A 21,336-nucleotide genomic window follows, 5' to 3' on the forward strand; every position below is an offset into this window, starting at 1 on the left:
TACCATTATAGATTAATTTAACAAAATTTTTGAAGCTTTTTAGTAAGTAGTTGATTTTGATTTACTTATTTTTCGTAATAATTTTGCTAATTTTGTTGCAAAACTATTGCAATTTTGAAATTTTACTTATTCCTTTTTTTTACATTTCTGAGTCAATTTGGAGTTTCTCAACATAAATATCCTAAAGATTATTTTTCTCCTCCTTTAAAAATACCAATTATCTTATCTGGTACTTTTGGTGAATTACGTAGTAATCATTTCCACTCAGGAATAGACATAAAAACCCAAGGTAAAGAAGGAATTCCAATCTATGCCCCTGCAAATGGATATGTTTCTCGAATAAAAATTGGACAGTATGGTTTTGGTAAAGCTATTTACTTGGAGCATCCTAATGGTTATACTACTGTATATGCTCATTTACAGAAATTTGAAAATACAATACAACAATACGTTAAATCTATTCAGTATAAAAAAGAAAAATATGCGATTGGAAATATTTTTCCTGAGCCTGAAAAATTCCCTATTAAAAAAGGAGATATAATTGGCTTTACTGGTGATACCGGAAGTTCAGGTGAACCACATTTACATTACGAAATAAGAAATACTAAAACAGAAAAAATAATAAACCCTTTACTGTTTGGTATAAACCCTAAAGATGATAGAAGACCTACTATAAAAAGGTTAATCGCCTACCCATTAAGTGATGATGCCCGTATTGATAATTCAACCAATGAATCAATTTTACAATTTAAGCAAGTTAAAGAAGGAAAATATATTACTGATAGGATTAAGGCTTGTGGAACAATTGGCTTTGGTGTTAGTACTTTTGATAGGCTAAACGGGGCTACAAATAAAAATGGAATTTACAGTTTAGAAATGAAAGTAAACGGAACCACTGTATATTATCATGATGTAGAAACATTTTCTTTTTCTGAAAGTAAATTCATAAATTTATTAATCGATTACAAACACTACAAAAAATACAAGAGAAGAGTTCAAAAAACACATAAAGTACTCGAAAACAAATTGAGTTTATATAAAAATTTAATAAATGATGGAAAAATCACCATTGAAAACGGCTCTAATTACTCTATTGAAATATTCATTAAAGATTTAAAAAAGAATACTACCAGCGTTAAAATACCAGTTGAAGGTGTAAAAAGTAATTTACTTTTTCAAGAGAAAGATACAACCAACTTTAAAATTACAGCAAAAAACTTTAATAAATTTCACCAAAAGAATAGTACTGTAGCTTTTCCTAAAAATACTTTTTATAAAAATTGTTTTATAGATTTCAAAGTTGAAAATGGAATAACCAAGGTTCATACTCCTACAATACCACTAGACAAACGTTATACATTAACTTTTAAAACATCCCATTTAACCGATTTACAAAAACAACAAGTATATATTGCTAATGTAAATTATCCAAAATACCCAAGATATGTTTCTACAAAGAAAAAAATTAATAAAGTATACACTTCTACTAAATCATTAGGTAGTTATAAGTTACTATTTGACACAAAAAAACCTTACATTAAATTGTTAAACTTTTACGATAAACAATGGGTTACAAAGCATAAAAATCTCCAGGTTAAAATTATCGATAAAGAATCTGGCATACGAAATTATCATGCAACAATTGATAATCAATGGGTTTTAATGGAATATAATCATAAAAAAGGAATATTAACCTATGATTTTAATGATAAAAAGTTGGTAGGTAGCAAACATCTTTTTAAAATTGTACTTTCTGACAACGTTGGTAATACCAAAACATTAAAAGCTACGTTTTTTAGAAAGTAAACATACATTATTTTGAAGAAACTGATCATATTACTTTTATTTCCATCACTTATTTTTGCTCAAAAAACAGCATTAATTAAAGGTAAAATTACTAACAAATATAACTCACCTATTGAAGGTGTTGCTATATCTTATTTACAAAAAGGGACTACAACTGATGAAAACGGTAACTATCAGTTTACAATCCCTATAAGAAAAACAGTAAAAGTTACTTTTAGCCATGTTTCCTACAAAATAATTACTAAAAAATTTACTGCAAGAGGTAAAAGAACATTTAAATTTTCTCCTAGTTTAGAATTTTTAAATGAAAAATTAGAAGAAGTTGTAGTTAAAAACAATAGGAAAGAAGCTCAAGGTATTACAAAAATAAACATTAAGAAAGTAAAGAATATTGTTGGTGCAAACGCTGGTGTGGAAAATATTTTAATGACCTTGCCAGGTGTTAGTAATAATAATGAATTAAGTACACAATACAACGTACGAGGAGGTAATTTTGATGAAAACTTAGTTTACGTAAATGGAATTGAGATATATCGTCCATTCTTAATTCGTTCAGGACAGCAAGAAGGGCTTAGTTTTATTAATCCACATATGATACAGAATATTAATTTTTCTGCTGGCGGATTTCAAGCTAAATATGGAGACAAACTTTCTTCTGTTCTAGATATTACTTATAGAAAACCTAAACAGTTTGGGGCACAATTGGACCTAAGTTTATTAGGGGGAAGCTTTACAGTGGAAGATCTTTTTCTAAAAAATAAACTAAGTGCCATGGTTGGCGTACGATACCGTGATAATAGTTTATTTGTAAATAGTAAGCAAACAGAAGTTAATTTTCGACCTCAATTCACTGATATTCAATCAGCTTTATCTTATAAAGCTTCCAACTTATTAACACTAAACTTCCTTGGTAATTTTTCTTTAAACAACTATATCTACAAACCTTTAACTCGCAAAACTAGATTTGGTACTATTGCCAATCCTCTTGAATTAATTGTTTTTTATAGAGGTCAAGAAAAAGACCGTTTTAAAACTCTTTTTGGTGCTTTTTCAGCAGACTATCAAGTACATGAAAACCTCAAACTAACAGGTACAATTTCTTCATTTAACACCCAAGAAGAGGAGTATTTTGATATTGCTGCTGCTTATAACTTAGGTGAAGTTGATAGTAATGTTGGTTCTGAAAATTTTGGTGAAGTTAAATTTTCTCAAGGAATTGGTTCTCAAATAAACCATGCTCGTAATGATTTAGATGCTTTGATAAACTCTGTTCAAATAAGAACGACATTAAAAGATGGTAAAAATGAGTGGAAAGCAGGTATAAAGTACCAAATTGAAAACATTAAAGATAGAATTAATGAATGGGAAGTGATTGATTCGCTTGGATTTTCTGTACGACCACCTCATCACTCTTCAAATAACCAGCCTTACTTACCTTATACTGGACCTATTGAACCATTTAAAAAGGTAAAAGCTAAAAATAATGTAGATATTAATAGAGCTACTGGATTTATTCAGTTTAGTAGAAAAACAGATTGGAACAGTCATAAAGTTTGGATAAATTTAGGTGTGAGATCACACGCTTGGACGGTAAACACAAACAATCAACCCTCTAAAAGTCAAGTTACATTTAGTCCTAGAATACAGTTTGCTATTAAGCCTGATTGGGAAAAAGACATGTTATTCAGACTTTCCGGCGGATGGTATTCACAACCTCCTTTTTATAAAGAACTTCGTGGAAATGATGGTGAAGCGCTACCAGATGTAAAAGCACAAAAATCAATTCATTTAGTAGCTGGTAATGATTATAGTTTTACTCTTTGGAAACGTCCTTTTAAATTGACTACTGAATTGTATTATAAAAACTTAACTGATGTAAACTCTTATTCTGTTGATAATGTTCGTATTAGATACAGAGCAGATAATATTACAGAAGCTTATGCTTATGGTTTAGATCTTAGGGTAAATGGTGAATTTGTTCCTGGTAATGATAGTTGGATTAGTTTTGGCTATTTAAAAACCGAAGAAAACATTAATAATCAAGGTTATATTGCAAGACCAACTGATCAGCGTTTAAAGTTCGGAATGCTTTTTCAAGATTATGTACCTAACCTACCAGACTTAAAAGCTTACATAAACATAGTATACAATACAGGCCTTCCAGGTGGCGCTCCTGCGTATGCTGATGTTTATCAATACCAGAATAGATTAAACGACTACAAACGAGCTGATTTAGGTGTATCTTATGTAGTAGCAGATATTAATAAGCAACATGCTAATGGATTTTTACGAAATTTTAAAGAGTTAACTATTGGATTAGAGCTATTTAATGTTTTTGATATTCGTAATGCTATTACCAATACTTGGGTTCGTGATGCTTATAGCAAACGTCAATACGCTATTCCTAACTTTATGACAGGAAGAGTTATGAACTTTAATGTTAAAATGAAGTTTTAATAGTAGCTAATAAACTTAACAAAAACACTAAGTTATTAGAACTTCCAACAAACTATTCGGGTAACTTTATTTCCTTGATTCATGGGAATAACTTTAAAATCAGTTACCCTTAATTTCTTAGAGGAATTTTCTAAACTTTTAATGTTTTCTTTTTTAGACACCAAACTTGTAAACCATTTACTTGCTTTTGGGTACAATGAACTTTCATACAAATACGTATGTAAAAAGGCTTTTTCTCCACCAACATACCATAATTCATTAGAATTACCAGCAAAGTTACGTACCGCATTATTTCCTAAATTCCTAGATTTTCTCCTATTTGCACCCCTAGCCTCTTCAGCAGATTTATAGAATGGAGGGTTACACATTGAAGCAGTAAATGAATCACTAGAACGTAATAAGTTTTTTAAAATATTTGTTTCATCTTTTTGAAAACGTAACTCAATACAACTTCCTAAATTGTTATTATCTATATTTTTTTGAGCAATTTTAAGTGAATCTGCATCTATTTCAGTCCCTGTAAAATCCCAATTATAAACTGCATTACCTAATAATGGGTAAACACAAGAAGCTCCAGTTCCTATATCTAATATCTTTACATTTTTTTCATCCTCTAATAAATTAGCTAAATAATGAATATAGTCAACCCGACCAGGAATTGGCGGACATAGATTAGTATCAGGGAACTCCCAATACTTAATATTATAATACGTCAACAATAAAGCTTTATTAAATTCTTTAACCGCTATTGGATCAGAAAAATCAATGGTCTCTTTACCAAATTTATTTACAATAAAGTTTCCAATTTTTGGGTATTTCTCTTTAAGAAGAGTAAAATTATAGTCGTTATTATGTAAATTATTTGGATGTAGTGATTTCATATTTATTTTGACAAAAAAAGTTCTGTAAAAGTAAGGATTAAGACTTATTAGCTATCCAAATACCACCATAATATATATTTTAATAGATGTATCTTTTACAAACTCAATTAGTAAATTTTATATTAGATAGACATTACTGTAAATTGTAAATCTAAAGGATCTAAATTTTCTTTTAAATATTTTATAAAGCTACTTCCGTATTCTAAATAATATTCAGAGAAATTACGTTGACGCTCTTCTAAACTTAAATTTGGTAATATTTCATTTTGTAATTCAGTTATTCTTCTTACCAAATCATATTGTTTACGTTTTTCAGCACGCAATAAACGTTTTTCTAGGTTAGCCAGTCCTTTTAACTGTTTTTTTTCTTGAGCATTTACAGCACCAACAAAAGAAATATCTGTATTTTTTGCAATATCACGTAAATCATTAAATTGCTTTTCTAAGAATTCTTTCTGTTGATTAAAATCGAATGACACTTCAGAATTTTCAATTACCTTTTTCTTCAATAAATCATTTTGTTTAATAAATAACTCTTCTATTGTGATGTTTAACTTTTCTAATTTATTAGCCTGTTTTTCTGATAAAACTTGTACTGAATTACGTAACAACAAAATTGGAAAAGGCACCTCAACCTCCTCAAAATATCGTTTAAGTTGAAACCAATATGCCAATTCTCCACCACCTCCAATATAACAAAGGTTAGGTAAAATTACTTCTTGATATAATGGGCGCATGATTACATTGGGAGAAAAACATTCTGGATTTTCTTTTAAATGTAATTCCAAACTATTCAAATCCCATGATATATCAGTATTATTTACAGTATACATACCATCTTTAAGTATTATTCGCTCTCGAATACCATCTGCTAAATAAAATAAGTTAATCTCTCTAGGATTCACTTGCACCTTATAAGTCTTACCTAATTGGTTTATGGTTTCATTTACTTTTCCATAAGAAACCTGTTCTCTTAGCTCTCTTATTATATATGGAATAAACTCGCGCTTCAAATCTCGCTCATCAGCATCTAATACAACTAACCCATACTCACAAAACAATTCATTAGCGATATATCGAGTAGCATCTGCCAAACTGGAATGATTAATATATGCTTCTTCAAAAAGCTTCTTTAAATACTGTGCATTTTTAGAGTTTCCTAAATGGTTAGAAAACACATTCAATACTTCCTCAAGACCTTCAGTTGAAAAACGGCCTACGCCTCCAGTTTGACCAGTGTTCCACCTTACTTTTTTGCCCTTAAAATTAAAAAAGTTAATTTCTTCAAAATCGTGATCTTCTGAAGCCATCCAATACACAGGAACAAAATGATTTTCAGGAAACTCAGAAGTTAATTCTTCACATAAATTAATAGTCGATATTATTTTGTACAAAAAATACAACGGTCCTGTAAATAAATTTAATTGATGACCAGTGGTAATAGTAAATGTATTTTCTAATTGTAATTTATCAATATTCAACAGAGTTAAATCAGATGTTTCAACCTTACTATATTGTTTTTTTAAAACATTTACTAGAGCTGTTCTTGTTTGTTTTTTAACTAAACCTTTTTTAATATTGAGTTGTTTCTCAATCCCGTTAACTGAAGGGTAATTACCATAAAAAGGTTTTATTTGTTTATCTTTCTCTAAATAATCACTCATTATTTTAGAGAAAAAACCCGTGTTTTGAAATGATATCTGTCTAATCGTCATTTATTTACTTATTCTTTGAAACAATGTATAAATATAAGGTCTCTCTCCTCCATTAGGATTTATAAAAGTGTGTTTAAAATTATCTATTAGCTTGAAATCCTTTCCTAATTTTTCTTGCAACATTTTCTCATCATACAATTGCAATGGTAATCCACAACATTTTTTAGCCCCATCTAGTGAAAAAACAGCTATGATAACGAAACCATTATGTTTCACAACTGACTTTAACAAGTTAAAATATGCAGTTTGTTCTTCCTCCTTTAAAAAAAAGTGTAGAACAGCTCTGTCATTCCAAATTTCAATATCTTTTAACTTATTTAGTTTAGTTGGACTTAATAAATCGTCAGCAACAAAAACAACTTCATTAGCTTTGGTACTTACTCTACTTTTAACTTTTGCCAATGCCCTTTCAGACAAATCGTTAGCTATTAAATTGGTATATCCTTGTTCTAATAATTCATCAATAATAACAGAAGACCCAACTCCAACATTTAATATAGATGCCTGTTTAGAAACTCCAGTTTTATTAATTAAATAAATTGTTTTTTGAGCACTACTTTCATACCACCCAAGCTCACTTGTATCGTTTTTTGTATAAGCAGAATCCCAATGTTTCTTTAAGTTTAAAGGAGCTGGATTCTTGCAATCACTTTCTTTTGTAGTCATACTTCAAAAATAGTAAAATTTAATCTTTGGTCGGAAATCATTAACGCTTCTAACATATTTTTAACTTGTTTGTTTATGTACGAAGGATTTTAGTTATTTTTACAACTGGTATTTAGAAAAATATGCAATTTAAACATCCTCAGATTTTATACTTTTTAGCGCTTTTAATTATTCCAATTTTAGTGCATTTGTTTCAATTACAAAAATTTGTAAAGGTTCCTTTTACTAATGTAGCTTTTTTACAAAAACTAGCTTTACAAACACGAAAAAGCTCGCGAATTAAAAAATGGTTAATTTTAGCTACTCGACTTATACTTTTATCTTGTATAATCCTAGCTTTTTCTCAACCTTATTTTAGTAGTAGAAAAGCTGATAAACAAGAACATTTCTTTTTGTATTTAGACAACTCACTGAGCACAAACACTGAAGGTAAAAAAGGAGATTTATTAAAAGTTGCTGTTCAAGAACTATTAGAAAATCTGTCTGAAAAAGCAATATATTCATTACAAACGAACAACAACTTTCACCAAAATAAAACCGCCTCTGAATTAAAAGATATTTTATTAAAAATTGAAAACACATCCGAAGAGAAAAAGTTAAAAGATGTTTTTTTGAAAATTTCTACAAAAAACACAACGGACAATTCAGTTAATAAAAATATTATAATTTCAGATTTTCAAAATACTTCAGAAGAAGTTTTTAAAAACTTCAACGAGCTAACATCTTATGTTCAATTAACTCCGCAATTAAAAGAAAACCTCTCTATTGATAGTGTTTATGTAAATGATACTAATTCAGCTAATTTTGAAATCAATATTTTAGTTCGAAATCAAGGTACTGTCAAAAACAACATCCCTATTGCGATATATAATGACCAGAAACTTATAAATAAGCAAACTTTTAACATTACGGAAAATAGTATACAAAAAGTAGTTTTTTCTATTCAAAGAACACCTAATTTTTTAGGCAAGATAGTATTAAATTTCAAGGATACTTTTTCTTTTGACAATTCCTATTATTTTTCATTAAACACTAACGAAAAAATCAATGTCTTATCTATAGGAGATCAAACATCTTTTCTTGCTAAAATTTACACAAAAGATGAATTTAACTTTCTACAATCATCAATTAAAAGTATAAACTACAATGCTATTCCAAAACAACAACTTATCATTTTAAATGAAATTGAAAGCTTACCCGAAACTCTTATTACTAGCTTATTTGATTATGTAAATAAGGGAGGCGATTTAGCTATAATACCTGGTGAAAACATATCTATTTCAACTTACAACAAATTATACACTAAACTAGGCGTTGGCCGTATTATAAAACACAATATTGACAGCTTAAAAATAACAAAAGTAAACTTTAAGCATCCTATTTTCACAAATGTTTTTGAAAAAAAAGTTAGTAACTTTCAATATCCAAGTACAGCTAGCTCTTATACCTCTTCATTAAAAAATTCAAGTAACATATTGTCTTTTGAAAATAACACCTCTTTTATATCTCAAGTAAATTTACCAAATTCTACTCTTTTTTGGATAGCTTCTTCTTTACAAAAAAGTAATAGTAATTTTACGAATTCACCTTTAATTGTCCCTCTTTTTTACAATATGGGTAAACAAAGCTTACAGCTTTCAAAACTGTATTATATCATTAATAAAAAAAATAGTATTGATATAAATAAAGAAATAGGAAAAGAAATTATACTATCAATTAGTAATGAAAATAATTCTTTCATTCCATTACAACAAGCTTATCAAAACAAAATTCGAATTTCAACTAAAAGTCAACCTTTAAAAGCTGGCTTTAACTATGTCACTCAACAGAAAGACACAATAAAAAAATTAGCTTTTAACTATACTAAAAAAGAAAGCTCTCTCAACTATTTATCATTAAAAAAGATTCCTAATCTGCAAAAAAACAACAGTAGTATATCAACTTCTGTAAAAGACACCCTACATAACATTCGTAAAAAAAATGAAGTTCAATGGCTTTGGAAATGGTTTTTAGTACTTTCCATTGTATCTTTGCTTCTTGAAATTTTGATATTAAAATTCTTCAAACCATGACAACGCTGCTAAAATCGGCTACAATTATAGACACTTCAAGTCCGTTTAACAACCAAGTAAAAGATATTTTAATTACTGACGGTATAATTACTAAAATTGATAACAACATATCTAACAAAAAGGAATATAAGATTGTTGAATTAGATAACCTTCATGTTTCTTCTGGATGGTTTGATACAAGTGTATCATTAGGAGAACCTGGCTATGAGGAAAGGGAAACTATAAAACATGGTTTAGATGTAGCTGCAAAAAGTGGATTTACTGAAATAGCTGTAAATCCTAATACTAACCCTGTTACTGAAAATAAAGCCGCGGTTGAATTTCTAATAAATAAGGCTACTAATTTTGCCACAAACCTATATCCTATTGGTACTTTAACACAACAAAGTAAGGGTGTTGAAATGGCTGAACTATATGATATGCAACAATCTGGAGCAATCGCTTTTGGAGATTATAATAAACCTATTAATAATGATAACTTATTAAAAATAGCTTTGTTGTATGCTCAAAATTTTAATGGGTTAGTTTTAAGCTTTCCTAAAAACAAAGCCATTGCTGGCGATGGTGTTGCTAATGAAGGAGTAAATAGTACAACACTAGGATTAAAAGGTATTCCTAGTCTTGCAGAAGAAATGCAAGTTGCTCGTGATTTATTTTTATTAGAGTACACTGGGGGTAAATTACACATACCTACCATTACAACTGAAAAATCTGTAAAGCTAATTAAAGAAGCAAAAAAGAAAGGATTAGATGTAAGCTGTAGTGTTGCTGTTCATAACTTGCTTTTAACAGATGATGAGCTACATGGGTTTGATGGAAATAAAAAGGTAACCCCACCTCTTAGGACAAAAAAAGATGTAAAAGCTCTAGTGAAAGGTATAAAAGACGGAGTTATTGATATAATTACTACTGATCATAATCCTATTGATATAGAACATAAAAAAGTAGAGTTTTCTACTGCAAAAGATGGCACAATAGGACTAGAAAGTGCTTTCGGAGCTCTAAACACAGTATTAGATTTAGAAACAATAACCAATTGCTTGTCTAAAAACCCTAAAGAACGTTTTCAAGTTAAATTAAATACCATTAATGAAAACGAAAACGCTAATTTATCTTTATTCACCCCAAGTGGCGAGTATACTTTTACAAAAAACGACATACTATCTACTTCTAAGAATAGCGTTTTTTTAGATAAAAAACTAAAAGGTAAAACTTACGGTATTTATAATAACAAGCAATTAATCTTAAATTCATAACAAATGAGCAATCTAAGTATTATAGAAGAAGGAAAAACGAATGCGATTATAAGTCATTTTTGGATTATTGGTACATTAATAGCCTTGGTATTAAATAATAAAAACAAAAACCCATTTGCAAGTTTTTATATTCGACAAATGATGGGTATTCATTTAATTTCTATCATAAATGGATGGTTTGTTTATAAATTTATAGGTGGTTTTACAGGTTGGTGTATAAATGCTGTTATAATTGTTTTGTGGATAATTAGCTTTATTGGTGTAATAAAAGGAGAGAAAAAGATAGTCCCTATTGTTGGAGAATTTTTCCAAAATCAGTTTAAATCACTATAATTAATGAGTTTACACTATATAGTTAGAGCACCTAAAAACAAAGTTGACAATCCTCCTTTGTTGATATTACTACATGGATATGGTAGTAATGAACAAGATTTATTTTCATTTGCAGAAGAACTACCTGAAGATTTACTTATTGTTAGTGCTAGAGCTCCTCATGATATGGGCTTTGGTGGTTATGCATGGTATGCCATAAACCTTGATGCAAGTGGTGGAAAATTTTCAGATATACCAGAAGCTAAAGAATCAGTAACTAAAATAACTAATTTTATTGATGAAGTTAAAGCTAAGTATGCTACCAACCCAAATAAAACATTTTTATTAGGATTTAGCCAAGGAGCTATTTTAAGTTATGCTGTCAGCTTAAACTCACCTAATAAAGTACAACATGTAATTGCTTTAAGTGGTTATATAAATGATGAATTATTGCCCTATGAACTTAGCAATAACATAAAAACAGACTACTATATTTCTCATGGAACAGTAGATCAAGTTTTACCTGTTGATTGGGCAAGAAAAGCTCCTCCCTTTTTAACACAAAATAATTTAAAAAATGAGTATTCTGAATATCCAGTTGGACACGGAGTTGCTCCTCAAAATTTTTATAGTTTTAAAGAGTGGATTACAAAAAGATTATAATCAAGTGTTAAAACATGATTAATATCAGTTTTTACCAATAAAAATACAATATTTTTGCATAAATTTTCTAAAAACAATGTTTGATATATTAAACCAAGATACTCTTTACTTTTGGAGTGCTCCTTTTTTTATTCTAATAATTTTAATAGAAATGTTCTTTAGTTACAGAACTAAAGCTAAAAATTATGAATTTAAAGATACTGCAACTAATGTGTATTTTGCTTTAGTTAATTTTAGTTTAGATCTTTTAATGAAAGCCTTTTCATTTTTAGTGATGGGATTGTGCTTCAAGTATCGCTTTATAACTTGGGAAAACCCAACAGTTTATTGGCTTATTGCTTTTATAGGGCAAGACTTCTTATACTATATTCATCATTATGTAGATCATCATTCTCGCTTTTTCTGGGCTGTTCATGTAACTCATCATAATTCACAATTTTACAATATAACTACAGGATTCAGATTCTCCTGTTTTTCAGCCACTATTTCGTTATATGTTCTTTTTGCCTTTAGCATTTGCTGGTATTGAGCCATTACATATTATGTTTGCCTATGCAATGAATCAAAATTATGGAACATTATGTCATACAAATTTTATTAAAAGTAAATTAGGCTTATGGGGATATATCTTTGTAACTCCCTCGCATCATAGAGTTCATCATGCTTCTAACACGAAGTACCTTGATAAGAATATGGGAATGGTACTAATTATTTGGGACAGAATGTTTGGAACATTTAAAGCTGAAGAAAAAGAAACTGAATATGAAAAAATAAAATATGGATTAACCTCTGAAATAGAAGATAAAGGGCCAATTAATATTGTTATTCACGAGTGGAAAGAGATTTTTAAAGATTTTTTTGTTCGAAAGAAAAAATTACCATTATCAACGCGTTTAAAATATGTTTTTATGCCTCCTGGATGGAGTCATGATGGAAGTACTAAAACAAGTAAAGAACTTCAAAAAGACTTGTAGAGATTTTAAAAGACTGGGATTTCAAATGCTATTGCATATTTAAACCAATCAGAAGAGCTAAATAACTCTAACTTCTCTTTTATTCTTTTTCGATGGGTTGAAACCGTATTTGAAGCTATAAATAGCATCTCGGAAATTTGCTTTGTTGAATTTCCTCTTACAACTAATTCAAAAACTTCTTTTTCTTTACATGTTAACGATTTATATCGTTCTTCGTTTTCTTTTCTAAAGATTTGTTTTTCTCTCCTTACTGGATTACCTATACTATTATTCATTTTATATTTATTAATTACCACCACATTCATACACAAAGGAAACTCCTCCCCAATTATGCCAATATTTATAATTTACATCCCAAATTTCAGGAGAACGTAATTTATGATATATCGATAAAGTTGTTTTCCCTAAAGAAAAAGCAACACCTAAACTAGTGTCAATAGTTAAAAAACCTGTTTTAGAATATGGAAGCCTATAGTTTGTTTCTCGAAATTGGCCATGTAACGAGGCATTGTATACGTTCAAATTAGTATTTAAATTACAATAGAAATAAAACTCGTTCTTTTTTTTTCCAAGAATCTTCCTATTCGTTTTAGTTGATGTACTACCAATAAAACCTGACATATCATATAACCAATTCTTTTTATTGTACTTACCAAATCTAAATCCAAGATTATAAGTAATGCCAGTTATATAAAATAAGTTGTAAGTATATCCATGATACATTTGAAATAATTCAGAATTAACAGAGAATAAATTCATTTTTTTTCTTGTGTACAATATTGTTGGTTCTCCTCCATCTGATATTTGATTTTGCCAACCTTCAGGTTCTACTGACCCCATTAACCTATGAATTCCAGTTTGAAAATAATTAGCTACACCAGTGCCTAAGACACCTACATAAAAAGTTTTAGAATAGTATTCAGTATTTATTTTGTTTACCCCATGTCTTTTAAGAGATAAGAAAAGCACATTTGAATAAGGTCTATCATTATATTGAATCTCTTCTTTACTTATTATGTTTGGTGTAAATGCAACTACATCAAAAGAAAATTCAGAGGGAAGAAGTGTACATTCTGCTTTGTTTATTTTTAAAACCTCAGAAAATATAGAGTTCCAATTTGAATTGAACATAGAAAAATGTAATCCTAAAGTATAATTTCTATCTTTATTTAACCCCAATCGTTTCACAAAAAAATCTTCATCAATAGCAAAACTAACACCTGATGAATGAATTGATTTTTCTTTACTTTGTGATTTTAGTGTAAAAGAAACAGCTACAAAGTACACAATACATAAAAATATTTTTTTACACATAACTTACCTAATATTTAAAAACAATAAATTACTTATTTATTTTAATCATTAGCAAACAAGCACATTTAAAACTTATTTAAAATCAATAAAAAGATTAATACAAAACTAATTGAAGTTTCAAATAAAAATATCATACTTTAGTATGGTGTTTTTATTAAAAAAATGATTACTAAAATACTAACTACTTTTTTTCTGTTTTACTTTTCATTTACTTTTTCTAAACAAAAAGATAGTGTATCTGTTTATGACAAAATATCAGTTATTTCATCAGAAAAAAATCTGTCTATAAATGATGTAGCATCAAAATTTAATAATGATAATTTTCCTAAAGAAAAAATTAATCACATTTATAAAAAGTTAGGTAACAAAAATTGGTGGTTTAGAATCCCTATAAAAAAGTCAACTGAAAATTATTATCTTACTCTTTCTTCTTCTTACATTTCTTATGGAAAGCTTTACTTGAATGATTCAGATTCTATTACTCCTTTACATCAAATTTCTTACTTTAAAGAATTCCCTTATAAATTCTTTTTTTACAGACACCCAACATGGGTAATTCCCGCAAATTCTTTTAGAAATACTGAAGCATTACTGAACATAAAGAATGGTGGCAGTAGAACTCGACTTGAATTCCATCTTGAAACTAACAATCAATTTTTAAAAAGAACTCAATTAGAATATATCCAATTTGGGTTATTTCTTGCTTTCTTGACATCGATGATTATAATTTTACTTTATTTTTCGATACTCAAAAAGGAATATAGTGTACTATTTTATGCTGTTTATATTTTATGTATGATTATTGAATTCCTTGCTGGTAAAGGTCTTGGCATTCAGTTTATTTGGTCAGATTTCCCCTTTGTTGCTAAAAACATAAGAAGTTTAAGTCAAACGGTTGCTGTTTTTTGTATGGGATATTTCTATATGAGATTTTATACGTTTTCAAAAAAAGAAATAATTTCTAAAAATATTTTTAGGTGGGGAACATATGTTACAATTCCACTCATCATTCTATACCTCTACAAATACTTAATAGGTGGCATGATGTATCTCTATATATATGTTTGGATAATTTTAAAAATAATAATATTAATATGGCTTATTAATCACATATATCTCGTTAGAAAGAAAAGAATTCCAAGTTATTTAGTTTTTGCCTTTGCTCTACCTATTATAAGCCTTATAGTATCTCAAGGAATCAATCCCAAAAACACTGATAGCTATTCATGGATTTATGGAACTGCCAACATTTTTTATATAGCCTTAGTAATTGAAATTTTATGTTTTACAAGATACATTTTTAGTTCAGTTATTAAATCTCAAAAACAGTACACTCAATTAAAGAAAATTAGCGACGAATTAAAATATAATTTTCAAAATAAAACTATTGAAATTCAACAAAATGAACGTAACAAACTATTAAGCAATGTACATGATAGCTTTGGTGGGTATTTAGAAGCTTTAAAACTACGTTTACTTCATAAATCTGAGGGTACTCCTGAAAAGATTCAAGAAATTTTAGACTCTTTTTATAACGAATATCGTTATTTATTGAATAGCTTGTATTCTCCAAAAATTAATTCAGAAAATTTCACAGACAATCTAATTGAATTTATTAATAAAATAAATGAAGTATCGAATAATATAATAAAACACAGCCTCTCATTTAATAACACAGAAATTTCACAATACAAATGCGTACATTTATATAGAATTATATCTGAATTAATAACAAACGCCATTAAATACTCAAAGGCAACTGAGATACATGTTAAAATGTATCAAGAAAACAGAAACAACATTATATTAGAAGTCGCTGATAACGGTATTGGTTTTACTGTTAGTAATACAAATCCTAACTCTTACGGGTTAAAAAACATAAAAAAAAGAATTAAGGAAATGAAAGGTACTTTAGACATTAATTCAACTAATAATAATGGTAGTTCTTTTATTATTAAAATACCTAAGAATGAAGAAAATTAACATTGTTATTGCTGATGATAATCGTTTTTTTTGCGAAGCTTTAAAAGATAGCATAGAATTAGATCATGAATTTAATGTAAAAGCTACATTTTTCTCAATTAAAGATCTTATAAATTATACAAACACCAATGTATTAGACCTCTTAATATTAGATATGAATTTTAATGGTGTTAGTTCTTTGAACTATATTGATCAAATAAGATTAAACAAAAAAAACTTTAAAATCATTTTATTAACAACACTAAACAACAACTTAACTAAACGAGAAGCTACTGAAAAAGGAATTGATCAGTTTGTTGGAAAGGATTCAGATTTAAAAAACTTTAAACCTATTATATTACAAACGATAACAAACAATAAATTTGATCAACTTAAAAAGAACTCATCAAAAATTATCCTTGGAAACACTTCTTTTACCAAACGAAAAATCGAAGTTTTAAGAGCGCTTTACAAGTATTCAAATAAAAATGAAAAAGAGCTTTCAAAAATTTTATATATTTCTGAAAGCTCTTTAAAATCACATAAACGAGAGCTATTTGAAATTACAAATACAAATAATACTCTTGAATTAATACGTTACGGAATCAAAAATGGATTGATTTTACCCTAATCTTGTAAAATTTGATTTGTATGATCTTTTGTTTTCACTTTTAAAATAACGTCTTCAACTATACCTTTTTCATCAATAATAAAAGTAGTTCTATGGATTCCATCGTACTCCTTACCCATAAACTTTTTTGGTCCCCAAACGCCAAAAGCATTAATTACTTCCTTGTCTTCATCAACTAATAACGGAAATGGCAACTCATGTTTATTAATCCAGTTTTGTTGACGCTTAGCACTATCGGCACTTACACCTAAAATAGCATATCCTTTAGCTTTAAAAGCTTCATAATTGTCTCGTAAGTTACATGCTTCAGCAGTACAACCAGGAGTACTTGCTTTTGGGTAAAAAAACAGCACTAGTTTTTTCCCAGCATAATCCGTTAACTTTATTACATTTCCTTTTTCGTCTTTTGATTCAAAATTTGGAGCAGCATCTCCTTTTTTTATTGTTGTCATATTTTTATATCATTTTAAAGTATGCAATTTACAAAGTCTAAAAATAAAACCCTAAAATCAATCAGCTATATTATTCAAACACTTTGTACCTTTGGTTACTTTAATTTAATAGTAATCATAAAATGAATAAAGCAGAAAAAGTACAATTTGTTATTGACACTTTAGAAGAGTTATATCCTGAAACGCCAATTCCTTTAGATCATAAAGATCCTTATACTTTATTAATAGCGGTGTTAATGTCTGCTCAAAGTACTGATGCAAGAGTGAATACTATTACTCCTTTGCTTTTTGAAAAAGCTGACAATCCTTATGATATGGTAAAACTAACTATTGATCAAATTAGAGATATCATTAAGCCTGTGGGGCTATCTCCAATGAAATCGAAAGGTATCCATGGATTGTCAAAAATTTTAATTGATAAACATGACGGAAAGGTTCCTGTAAGCTTTGAAGCTCTAGAAGAATTACCAGCTGTTGGCCACAAAACTGCAAGCGTAGTAATGGCTCAAGCTTTTAATATTCCTGCTTTTCCTGTTGACACCCATATTCATCGTTTATTGTACCGTTGGAATTTAACAAATGGTAAAAATGTTACTCAAACTGAAAAAGATGCAAAAAGATTATTTCCTAAAGAATTATGGAATAAGTTACACCTACAAATTATCTATTATGGTAGAGAATATTCACCAGCTAGAGGATGGAACATAGAAAACGACATCATTACCAAAACAATAGGACGAAAATCAATTTTAAAATAATAAGTCTTATTCATTCAAGAAAGAGTGGCTTTTACAAATAAAAAAAGCTCAATCAATAAAGATTAAGCTTTTTCCACTCTTAATTCAAATTCAATTCAATGAGATGGTTTGATTTGATCTTAACTACTTTTAACGATTTAGAAAAGTTAATCAAAAATTGAATTGTTTCTTTTTTGGGTTTCATTTTAGAGTCCGAAGACTTACTTGAGTAAATTTGCGTCATGTAGTATTGTACTTTTATCGTTTGTTTTCAAATACTTAACGCCTTATTTTTCACTTTATTGTTTAATTTATTAAAATAATATTATTCTTTTCAACTATTTTTCTCAAGTTGATTAGTGCATACCTCATCCTACCAAGAGCTGTATTAATACTAACCCCTGTATTTTCTGATATTTCATTAAAACTCATATCATTGTATATGCGCATTACTAATACTTCTTTTTGTTCTTCTGGTAACTCTTCTATCAAAACCTTTACATCATCTAAAATTTGTTCTTTTATTATTTTATTTTCAATATTTAAAGAACCATCACTAATAATAGAAAAAATATCAAACTCCTCAGAATTATTAAACTTTGGCATTCTATTACTTTTTCTAAAAAAATCAATAACTAAATTATGTGCTATACGCATTACCCAGGGTAAAAACTTACCTTCCTCATTATAATTACCTTTTTTTAAAGTTTTTATCACTTTAATGAAAGTATCCTGAAAAATATCTTCTGTCGAGTCTCTGTTTTGAATTTTACTATATATAAAACTATATAATCTTTGCTGGTGGCGTTTAATCAATATTTCAATAGCATGCTCATTTCCATTAATGTACTCTTTAACTAAGGTGCTATCTACAACTACATATTTGTCCATACAATTACTTTTATAAAAGAAATATGAATATTTCTTTTGGGTTAAGGGGTGTTAACTATTTCTAAAAGTAATTCTGTTGTATAGGCTTTAAATATTGATTAATAATGAGTTACAAATATTAAATTTTTTATGTAGAAATACAAACATTATTTGATTTTTTATTTAATTTCTTGTAATTATTTGAATAATCTACTCATAGTTATCTCTTTATTTTTCTTTTTCTTAATCATTGTATTTAACTAAAATGTTACTTAAATTTAGGGTTCACTTTGCAACATATTATAAAAACAAAACAGTATGATTAACACAAGCATTAATGAAATTGATAATCTCATTTATCCTCCAGGCACTTGTTTACCGGATATAAGTATCAAGACTCCAATTCCTTCTGGTGAAATAACTTTTGATAATAAATTTAATCAACCTTTACCTTCAATAGTTGAAGCTGAGTTTAATGGAAGTGCAATAACTGTTAAGGCTCTTATTTTTGTAGAGTCACAAATTCCACTTGAAGCTGTAAAAATTAAACAACTTTTTTCTATTAGCAACTTTGGCAATTGTAAATTACAATTCTTCATTTACTGCTCTGAAGAAGTATTAAAAAAATTAAACGATGATAAAGAAAGTAATGAGGGTAGATATAAAGCTTATAAAATAGACTTTAGTACTGATGACACTAAGAACTTCCCAAAAGGAATTTCTTTAGAAAACATTAAAGTAGTACAAACTTTTGTTTGGAATATTGATCCTGAAACATCTAGAGGAACAGAAACAGTAGTAAAAACTAGTAACACCTAATACTTTTTAATATCCCCCCAAAATGTATCTAAAAAAAACGTTAGTACTACTTTCGTTTCTTTGTTACTATACGATAGTTTCACAAGAATCATCACTAAAAAATCATTCTTATTTTTTCAAAAAAATTGATAGCTTAAATTCAGTATCTCCTTTATTAAAAGGTACTAGTCTTTTTTTTAAACACAAACAATGGGATTCCGTTATTGTAAGCTCTTCTAAAGCATTTATTAATTCTACTCCCTTACAAAACTCTAATTACTTTAGATACATGAGAGGTCATAGTTTCATGAAAAAAAACCTTTTTAAAGAAGCTCAAAAAGAACTTAAAAAAGTTACAACTGACTTCTTTTTTTATGACAAGGTATTGTATGCCTTAAGTGGTATTTATCTAGAACAAAAAAACTTTCAAAAAGCACTTTCGTATTTGAAAGAGATTGAGAGTAAAGAGTTTTCTATAATTAATCAACTATATCGCCCCTCAATTATAAATGATATTGGGGTTTGTTATATACACCTCAAAGATTATAAAAATGCTGAAATATATTTATCCCGTTTCTTAAATAGTATTCATAAAAAAAATAACTCTGTAGAGGTTATTGAGGCCTATACGAACATTGCTAATTTATATTATGAGCAGTATAAAGATGATTTAGCGATTCCTTATTTTGAAAAAGCCTATTTACTTTCAAAAAAAACAACTAATTATGAAATAAAACGGAAAACTGCAAAAAACATGGCAGTTGTTGAAGAAAACCGAAAAGATTTAGTTAAAGCTTTAGTTTACAGAAAAGAATATGATATATGGAAAGATTCTTTAACTAATCAAGATGAAATATGGAAAACGGCTCTATTTGAAAAAAAATTAGCCGTAAATCAAAAACAAAAAGAAATAAATTTTTTAACCTCAGAAAATAAAATTAAAGCTCTTCAAAGAAATGGTTTTATACTTACTTCTATTTTATTATTATTCATTTTATTCGGAGGAATGTACTTTTACATTCAACAAAAAAAATCTCATAAAATAATCACTTCTCAAAAAGAAGAATTAAAAGCTTTAAATAATACTAAAGACAAACTTTTTTCTATTGTTAGTCATGATTTACGATCATCAGTTAATCTTTTACAAAAAAGTAACTCAAAACTTTTGCATGAAATACAAAATAGAAACTACAATGTCTTAGATACTATTGTGACTAAAAATGCAGCTATCGCTAATAGCTCTTATAATTTATTAGAAAACTTGTTAAATTGGGCTACTATACAAACAAAACAATTGTATTTCAACATAGAGTCAATCGATTTATTCTCTGTTACACAACAAGTTGCTTTCAATTACCAACCTTTATTTGATAATAAAAACATTACATTTAATAATAAAACACCTCCTGGGTCTTTTATTTTAGCCGATTTAGATTCTTTAAAAATTATCATTCGAAATTTATTAGACAATGCTATTAAATTTAGTGAATTAAATGCCCAAATCTCTATTTACTCGTATTCAAAAAATCAAGATTTTGAAAATTTAGTAATTGAAGATACAGGTATGGGTATTAGTAAAGAAATTATAGCTGAGTTATTAAAAGACACTTCGTTACTCAGTAAAAAGAAAAACAAAGAAGAGATTGGTACTGGTTTAGGGTTGCAATTATGTAAAGCACTTATATCAAAAAACAATGGGCTTTTTAAAATAGAAAGTACTTTAAATAAAGGCACTAAAATGATTATCTCGTTCCCAAAATCTGTTTAAAC

General features: G+C 28.1%; 20 protein-coding genes. 13 read left to right on the plus strand and 7 right to left on the minus strand.

Going from position 1 to position 21,336, the window contains the following annotated elements:
• Positions 1–114 precede the first annotated feature (114 nt).
• The gene (locus ACMFBB_RS04910) at positions 115–1,806 is read left to right on the plus strand and encodes a M23 family metallopeptidase (protein WP_435263346.1); all 1,692 of its coding nucleotides are present in this window, start codon (positions 115–117) and stop codon (positions 1,804–1,806) included.
• Between the two features lie 12 nt (positions 1,807–1,818).
• Complete coding sequence (locus tag ACMFBB_RS04915) at positions 1,819–4,263, plus strand: TonB-dependent receptor (RefSeq protein ID WP_435263347.1); 2,445 nt, start codon at positions 1,819–1,821, stop codon at positions 4,261–4,263.
• A 35-nt stretch (positions 4,264–4,298) separates the two neighbouring features.
• On the opposite strand, the gene rlmF is transcribed toward ACMFBB_RS04915, so the two are convergent.
• The 3 genes from rlmF to ACMFBB_RS04930 all read right to left on the minus strand — a co-directional run bounded on the left by rlmF (position 4,299) and on the right by ACMFBB_RS04930 (position 7,525).
• Positions 4,299–5,144, minus strand: coding sequence for a 23S rRNA (adenine(1618)-N(6))-methyltransferase RlmF (gene rlmF, locus ACMFBB_RS04920; RefSeq protein WP_435263348.1), 846 nt, complete (start codon positions 5,142–5,144; stop codon positions 4,299–4,301).
• Between the two features lie 122 nt (positions 5,145–5,266).
• A complete protein-coding gene (bshC, locus tag ACMFBB_RS04925; protein ID WP_435263349.1) occupies positions 5,267–6,859 on the minus strand; it encodes a bacillithiol biosynthesis cysteine-adding enzyme BshC in 1,593 nt (530 codons plus the stop codon).
• Complete coding sequence (locus tag ACMFBB_RS04930) at positions 6,860–7,525, minus strand: methyltransferase domain-containing protein (RefSeq protein WP_435263350.1); 666 nt, start codon at positions 7,523–7,525, stop codon at positions 6,860–6,862.
• A gap of 122 nt (positions 7,526–7,647) precedes the next feature.
• Between ACMFBB_RS04930 and ACMFBB_RS04935 the strand changes: the two genes are divergently transcribed.
• The 6 genes from ACMFBB_RS04935 to ACMFBB_RS04960 all read left to right on the plus strand — a co-directional run bounded on the left by ACMFBB_RS04935 (position 7,648) and on the right by ACMFBB_RS04960 (position 12,802).
• A complete protein-coding gene (locus ACMFBB_RS04935; RefSeq protein WP_435263351.1) occupies positions 7,648–9,597 on the plus strand; it encodes a BatA domain-containing protein in 1,950 nt (649 codons plus the stop codon).
• Complete coding sequence (locus ACMFBB_RS04940; RefSeq protein ID WP_435263352.1) at positions 9,594–10,853, plus strand: dihydroorotase; 1,260 nt, start codon at positions 9,594–9,596, stop codon at positions 10,851–10,853. Before ACMFBB_RS04935 ends, ACMFBB_RS04940 begins: the two co-directional genes overlap by 4 nt.
• A 3-nt stretch (positions 10,854–10,856) precedes the next feature.
• Positions 10,857–11,186 carry a hypothetical protein gene (locus tag ACMFBB_RS04945; RefSeq protein WP_435263353.1) on the plus strand — a complete coding sequence of 110 codons (330 nt, stop codon included), beginning with the start codon at positions 10,857–10,859 and terminating at the stop codon, positions 11,184–11,186.
• A gap of 3 nt (positions 11,187–11,189) precedes the next feature.
• The gene (locus ACMFBB_RS04950) at positions 11,190–11,828 is read left to right on the plus strand and encodes an alpha/beta hydrolase (protein WP_435263354.1); all 639 of its coding nucleotides are present in this window, start codon (positions 11,190–11,192) and stop codon (positions 11,826–11,828) included.
• 76 nt (positions 11,829–11,904) lie between these two features.
• On the plus strand, positions 11,905–12,357 hold the full coding sequence (locus tag ACMFBB_RS04955; protein ID WP_435263355.1) for a sterol desaturase family protein: 453 nt from the start codon (positions 11,905–11,907) through the stop codon (positions 12,355–12,357).
• Positions 12,332–12,802: a sterol desaturase family protein gene (locus tag ACMFBB_RS04960; protein ID WP_435263356.1), complete on the plus strand. Its 471-nt coding sequence runs from the start codon at positions 12,332–12,334 to the stop codon at positions 12,800–12,802. The genes ACMFBB_RS04955 and ACMFBB_RS04960 overlap by 26 nt, the downstream gene beginning before the upstream one ends.
• A gap of 5 nt (positions 12,803–12,807) precedes the next feature.
• On the opposite strand, the gene ACMFBB_RS04965 is transcribed toward ACMFBB_RS04960, so the two are convergent.
• Positions 12,808–13,077: a LuxR C-terminal-related transcriptional regulator gene (locus ACMFBB_RS04965; protein ID WP_435263357.1), complete on the minus strand. Its 270-nt coding sequence runs from the start codon at positions 13,075–13,077 to the stop codon at positions 12,808–12,810.
• A 10-nt stretch (positions 13,078–13,087) separates the two neighbouring features.
• On the minus strand, positions 13,088–14,116 hold the full coding sequence (locus tag ACMFBB_RS04970) for a lipid A-modifier LpxR family protein (protein WP_435263358.1): 1,029 nt from the start codon (positions 14,114–14,116) through the stop codon (positions 13,088–13,090).
• Positions 14,117–14,278: 162 nt separating this feature from the next.
• On the opposite strand from ACMFBB_RS04970, the gene ACMFBB_RS04975 reads away from it, so the two are divergent.
• Together ACMFBB_RS04975 and ACMFBB_RS04980 are read left to right on the plus strand one after the other, a co-directional pair.
• Positions 14,279–16,099 (plus strand): sensor histidine kinase, encoded by a 1,821-nt coding sequence (locus tag ACMFBB_RS04975; protein WP_435263359.1) that lies wholly within the window; start codon positions 14,279–14,281, stop codon positions 16,097–16,099.
• Positions 16,086–16,709 carry a response regulator transcription factor gene (locus ACMFBB_RS04980; RefSeq protein WP_435263360.1) on the plus strand — a complete coding sequence of 208 codons (624 nt, stop codon included), beginning with the start codon at positions 16,086–16,088 and terminating at the stop codon, positions 16,707–16,709. The genes ACMFBB_RS04975 and ACMFBB_RS04980 overlap by 14 nt, the downstream gene beginning before the upstream one ends.
• On the opposite strand, the gene bcp is transcribed toward ACMFBB_RS04980, so the two are convergent.
• A complete protein-coding gene (gene bcp / locus ACMFBB_RS04985; protein ID WP_435263361.1) occupies positions 16,706–17,161 on the minus strand; it encodes a thioredoxin-dependent thiol peroxidase in 456 nt (151 codons plus the stop codon). The two genes, ACMFBB_RS04980 and bcp, sit on opposite strands and share 4 nt — an antisense overlap.
• A gap of 122 nt (positions 17,162–17,283) precedes the next feature.
• On the opposite strand from bcp, the gene ACMFBB_RS04990 reads away from it, so the two are divergent.
• On the plus strand, positions 17,284–17,919 hold the full coding sequence (locus ACMFBB_RS04990; RefSeq protein ID WP_435263362.1) for an endonuclease III domain-containing protein: 636 nt from the start codon (positions 17,284–17,286) through the stop codon (positions 17,917–17,919).
• 285 nt (positions 17,920–18,204) lie between these two features.
• On the opposite strand, the gene ACMFBB_RS04995 is transcribed toward ACMFBB_RS04990, so the two are convergent.
• On the minus strand, positions 18,205–18,789 hold the full coding sequence (locus ACMFBB_RS04995; RefSeq protein ID WP_435263363.1) for an RNA polymerase sigma factor: 585 nt from the start codon (positions 18,787–18,789) through the stop codon (positions 18,205–18,207).
• A 297-nt stretch (positions 18,790–19,086) separates the two neighbouring features.
• Here ACMFBB_RS04995 and ACMFBB_RS05000 point away from each other — a divergent pair, with 297 nt between their 5' ends.
• Positions 19,087–19,587, plus strand: a complete 501-nt coding sequence (locus ACMFBB_RS05000) for a hypothetical protein (protein ID WP_435263364.1) — start codon at positions 19,087–19,089, stop codon at positions 19,585–19,587.
• A 22-nt stretch (positions 19,588–19,609) separates the two neighbouring features.
• Positions 19,610–21,334, plus strand: coding sequence for an ATP-binding protein (locus tag ACMFBB_RS05005; protein ID WP_435263365.1), 1,725 nt, complete (start codon positions 19,610–19,612; stop codon positions 21,332–21,334).
• Positions 21,335–21,336: the final 2 nt, after the last annotated feature.

Source organism: Tenacibaculum sp. nBUS_03, assembly GCF_051201695.1.
Classification (GTDB): domain Bacteria; phylum Bacteroidota; class Bacteroidia; order Flavobacteriales; family Flavobacteriaceae; genus Polaribacter.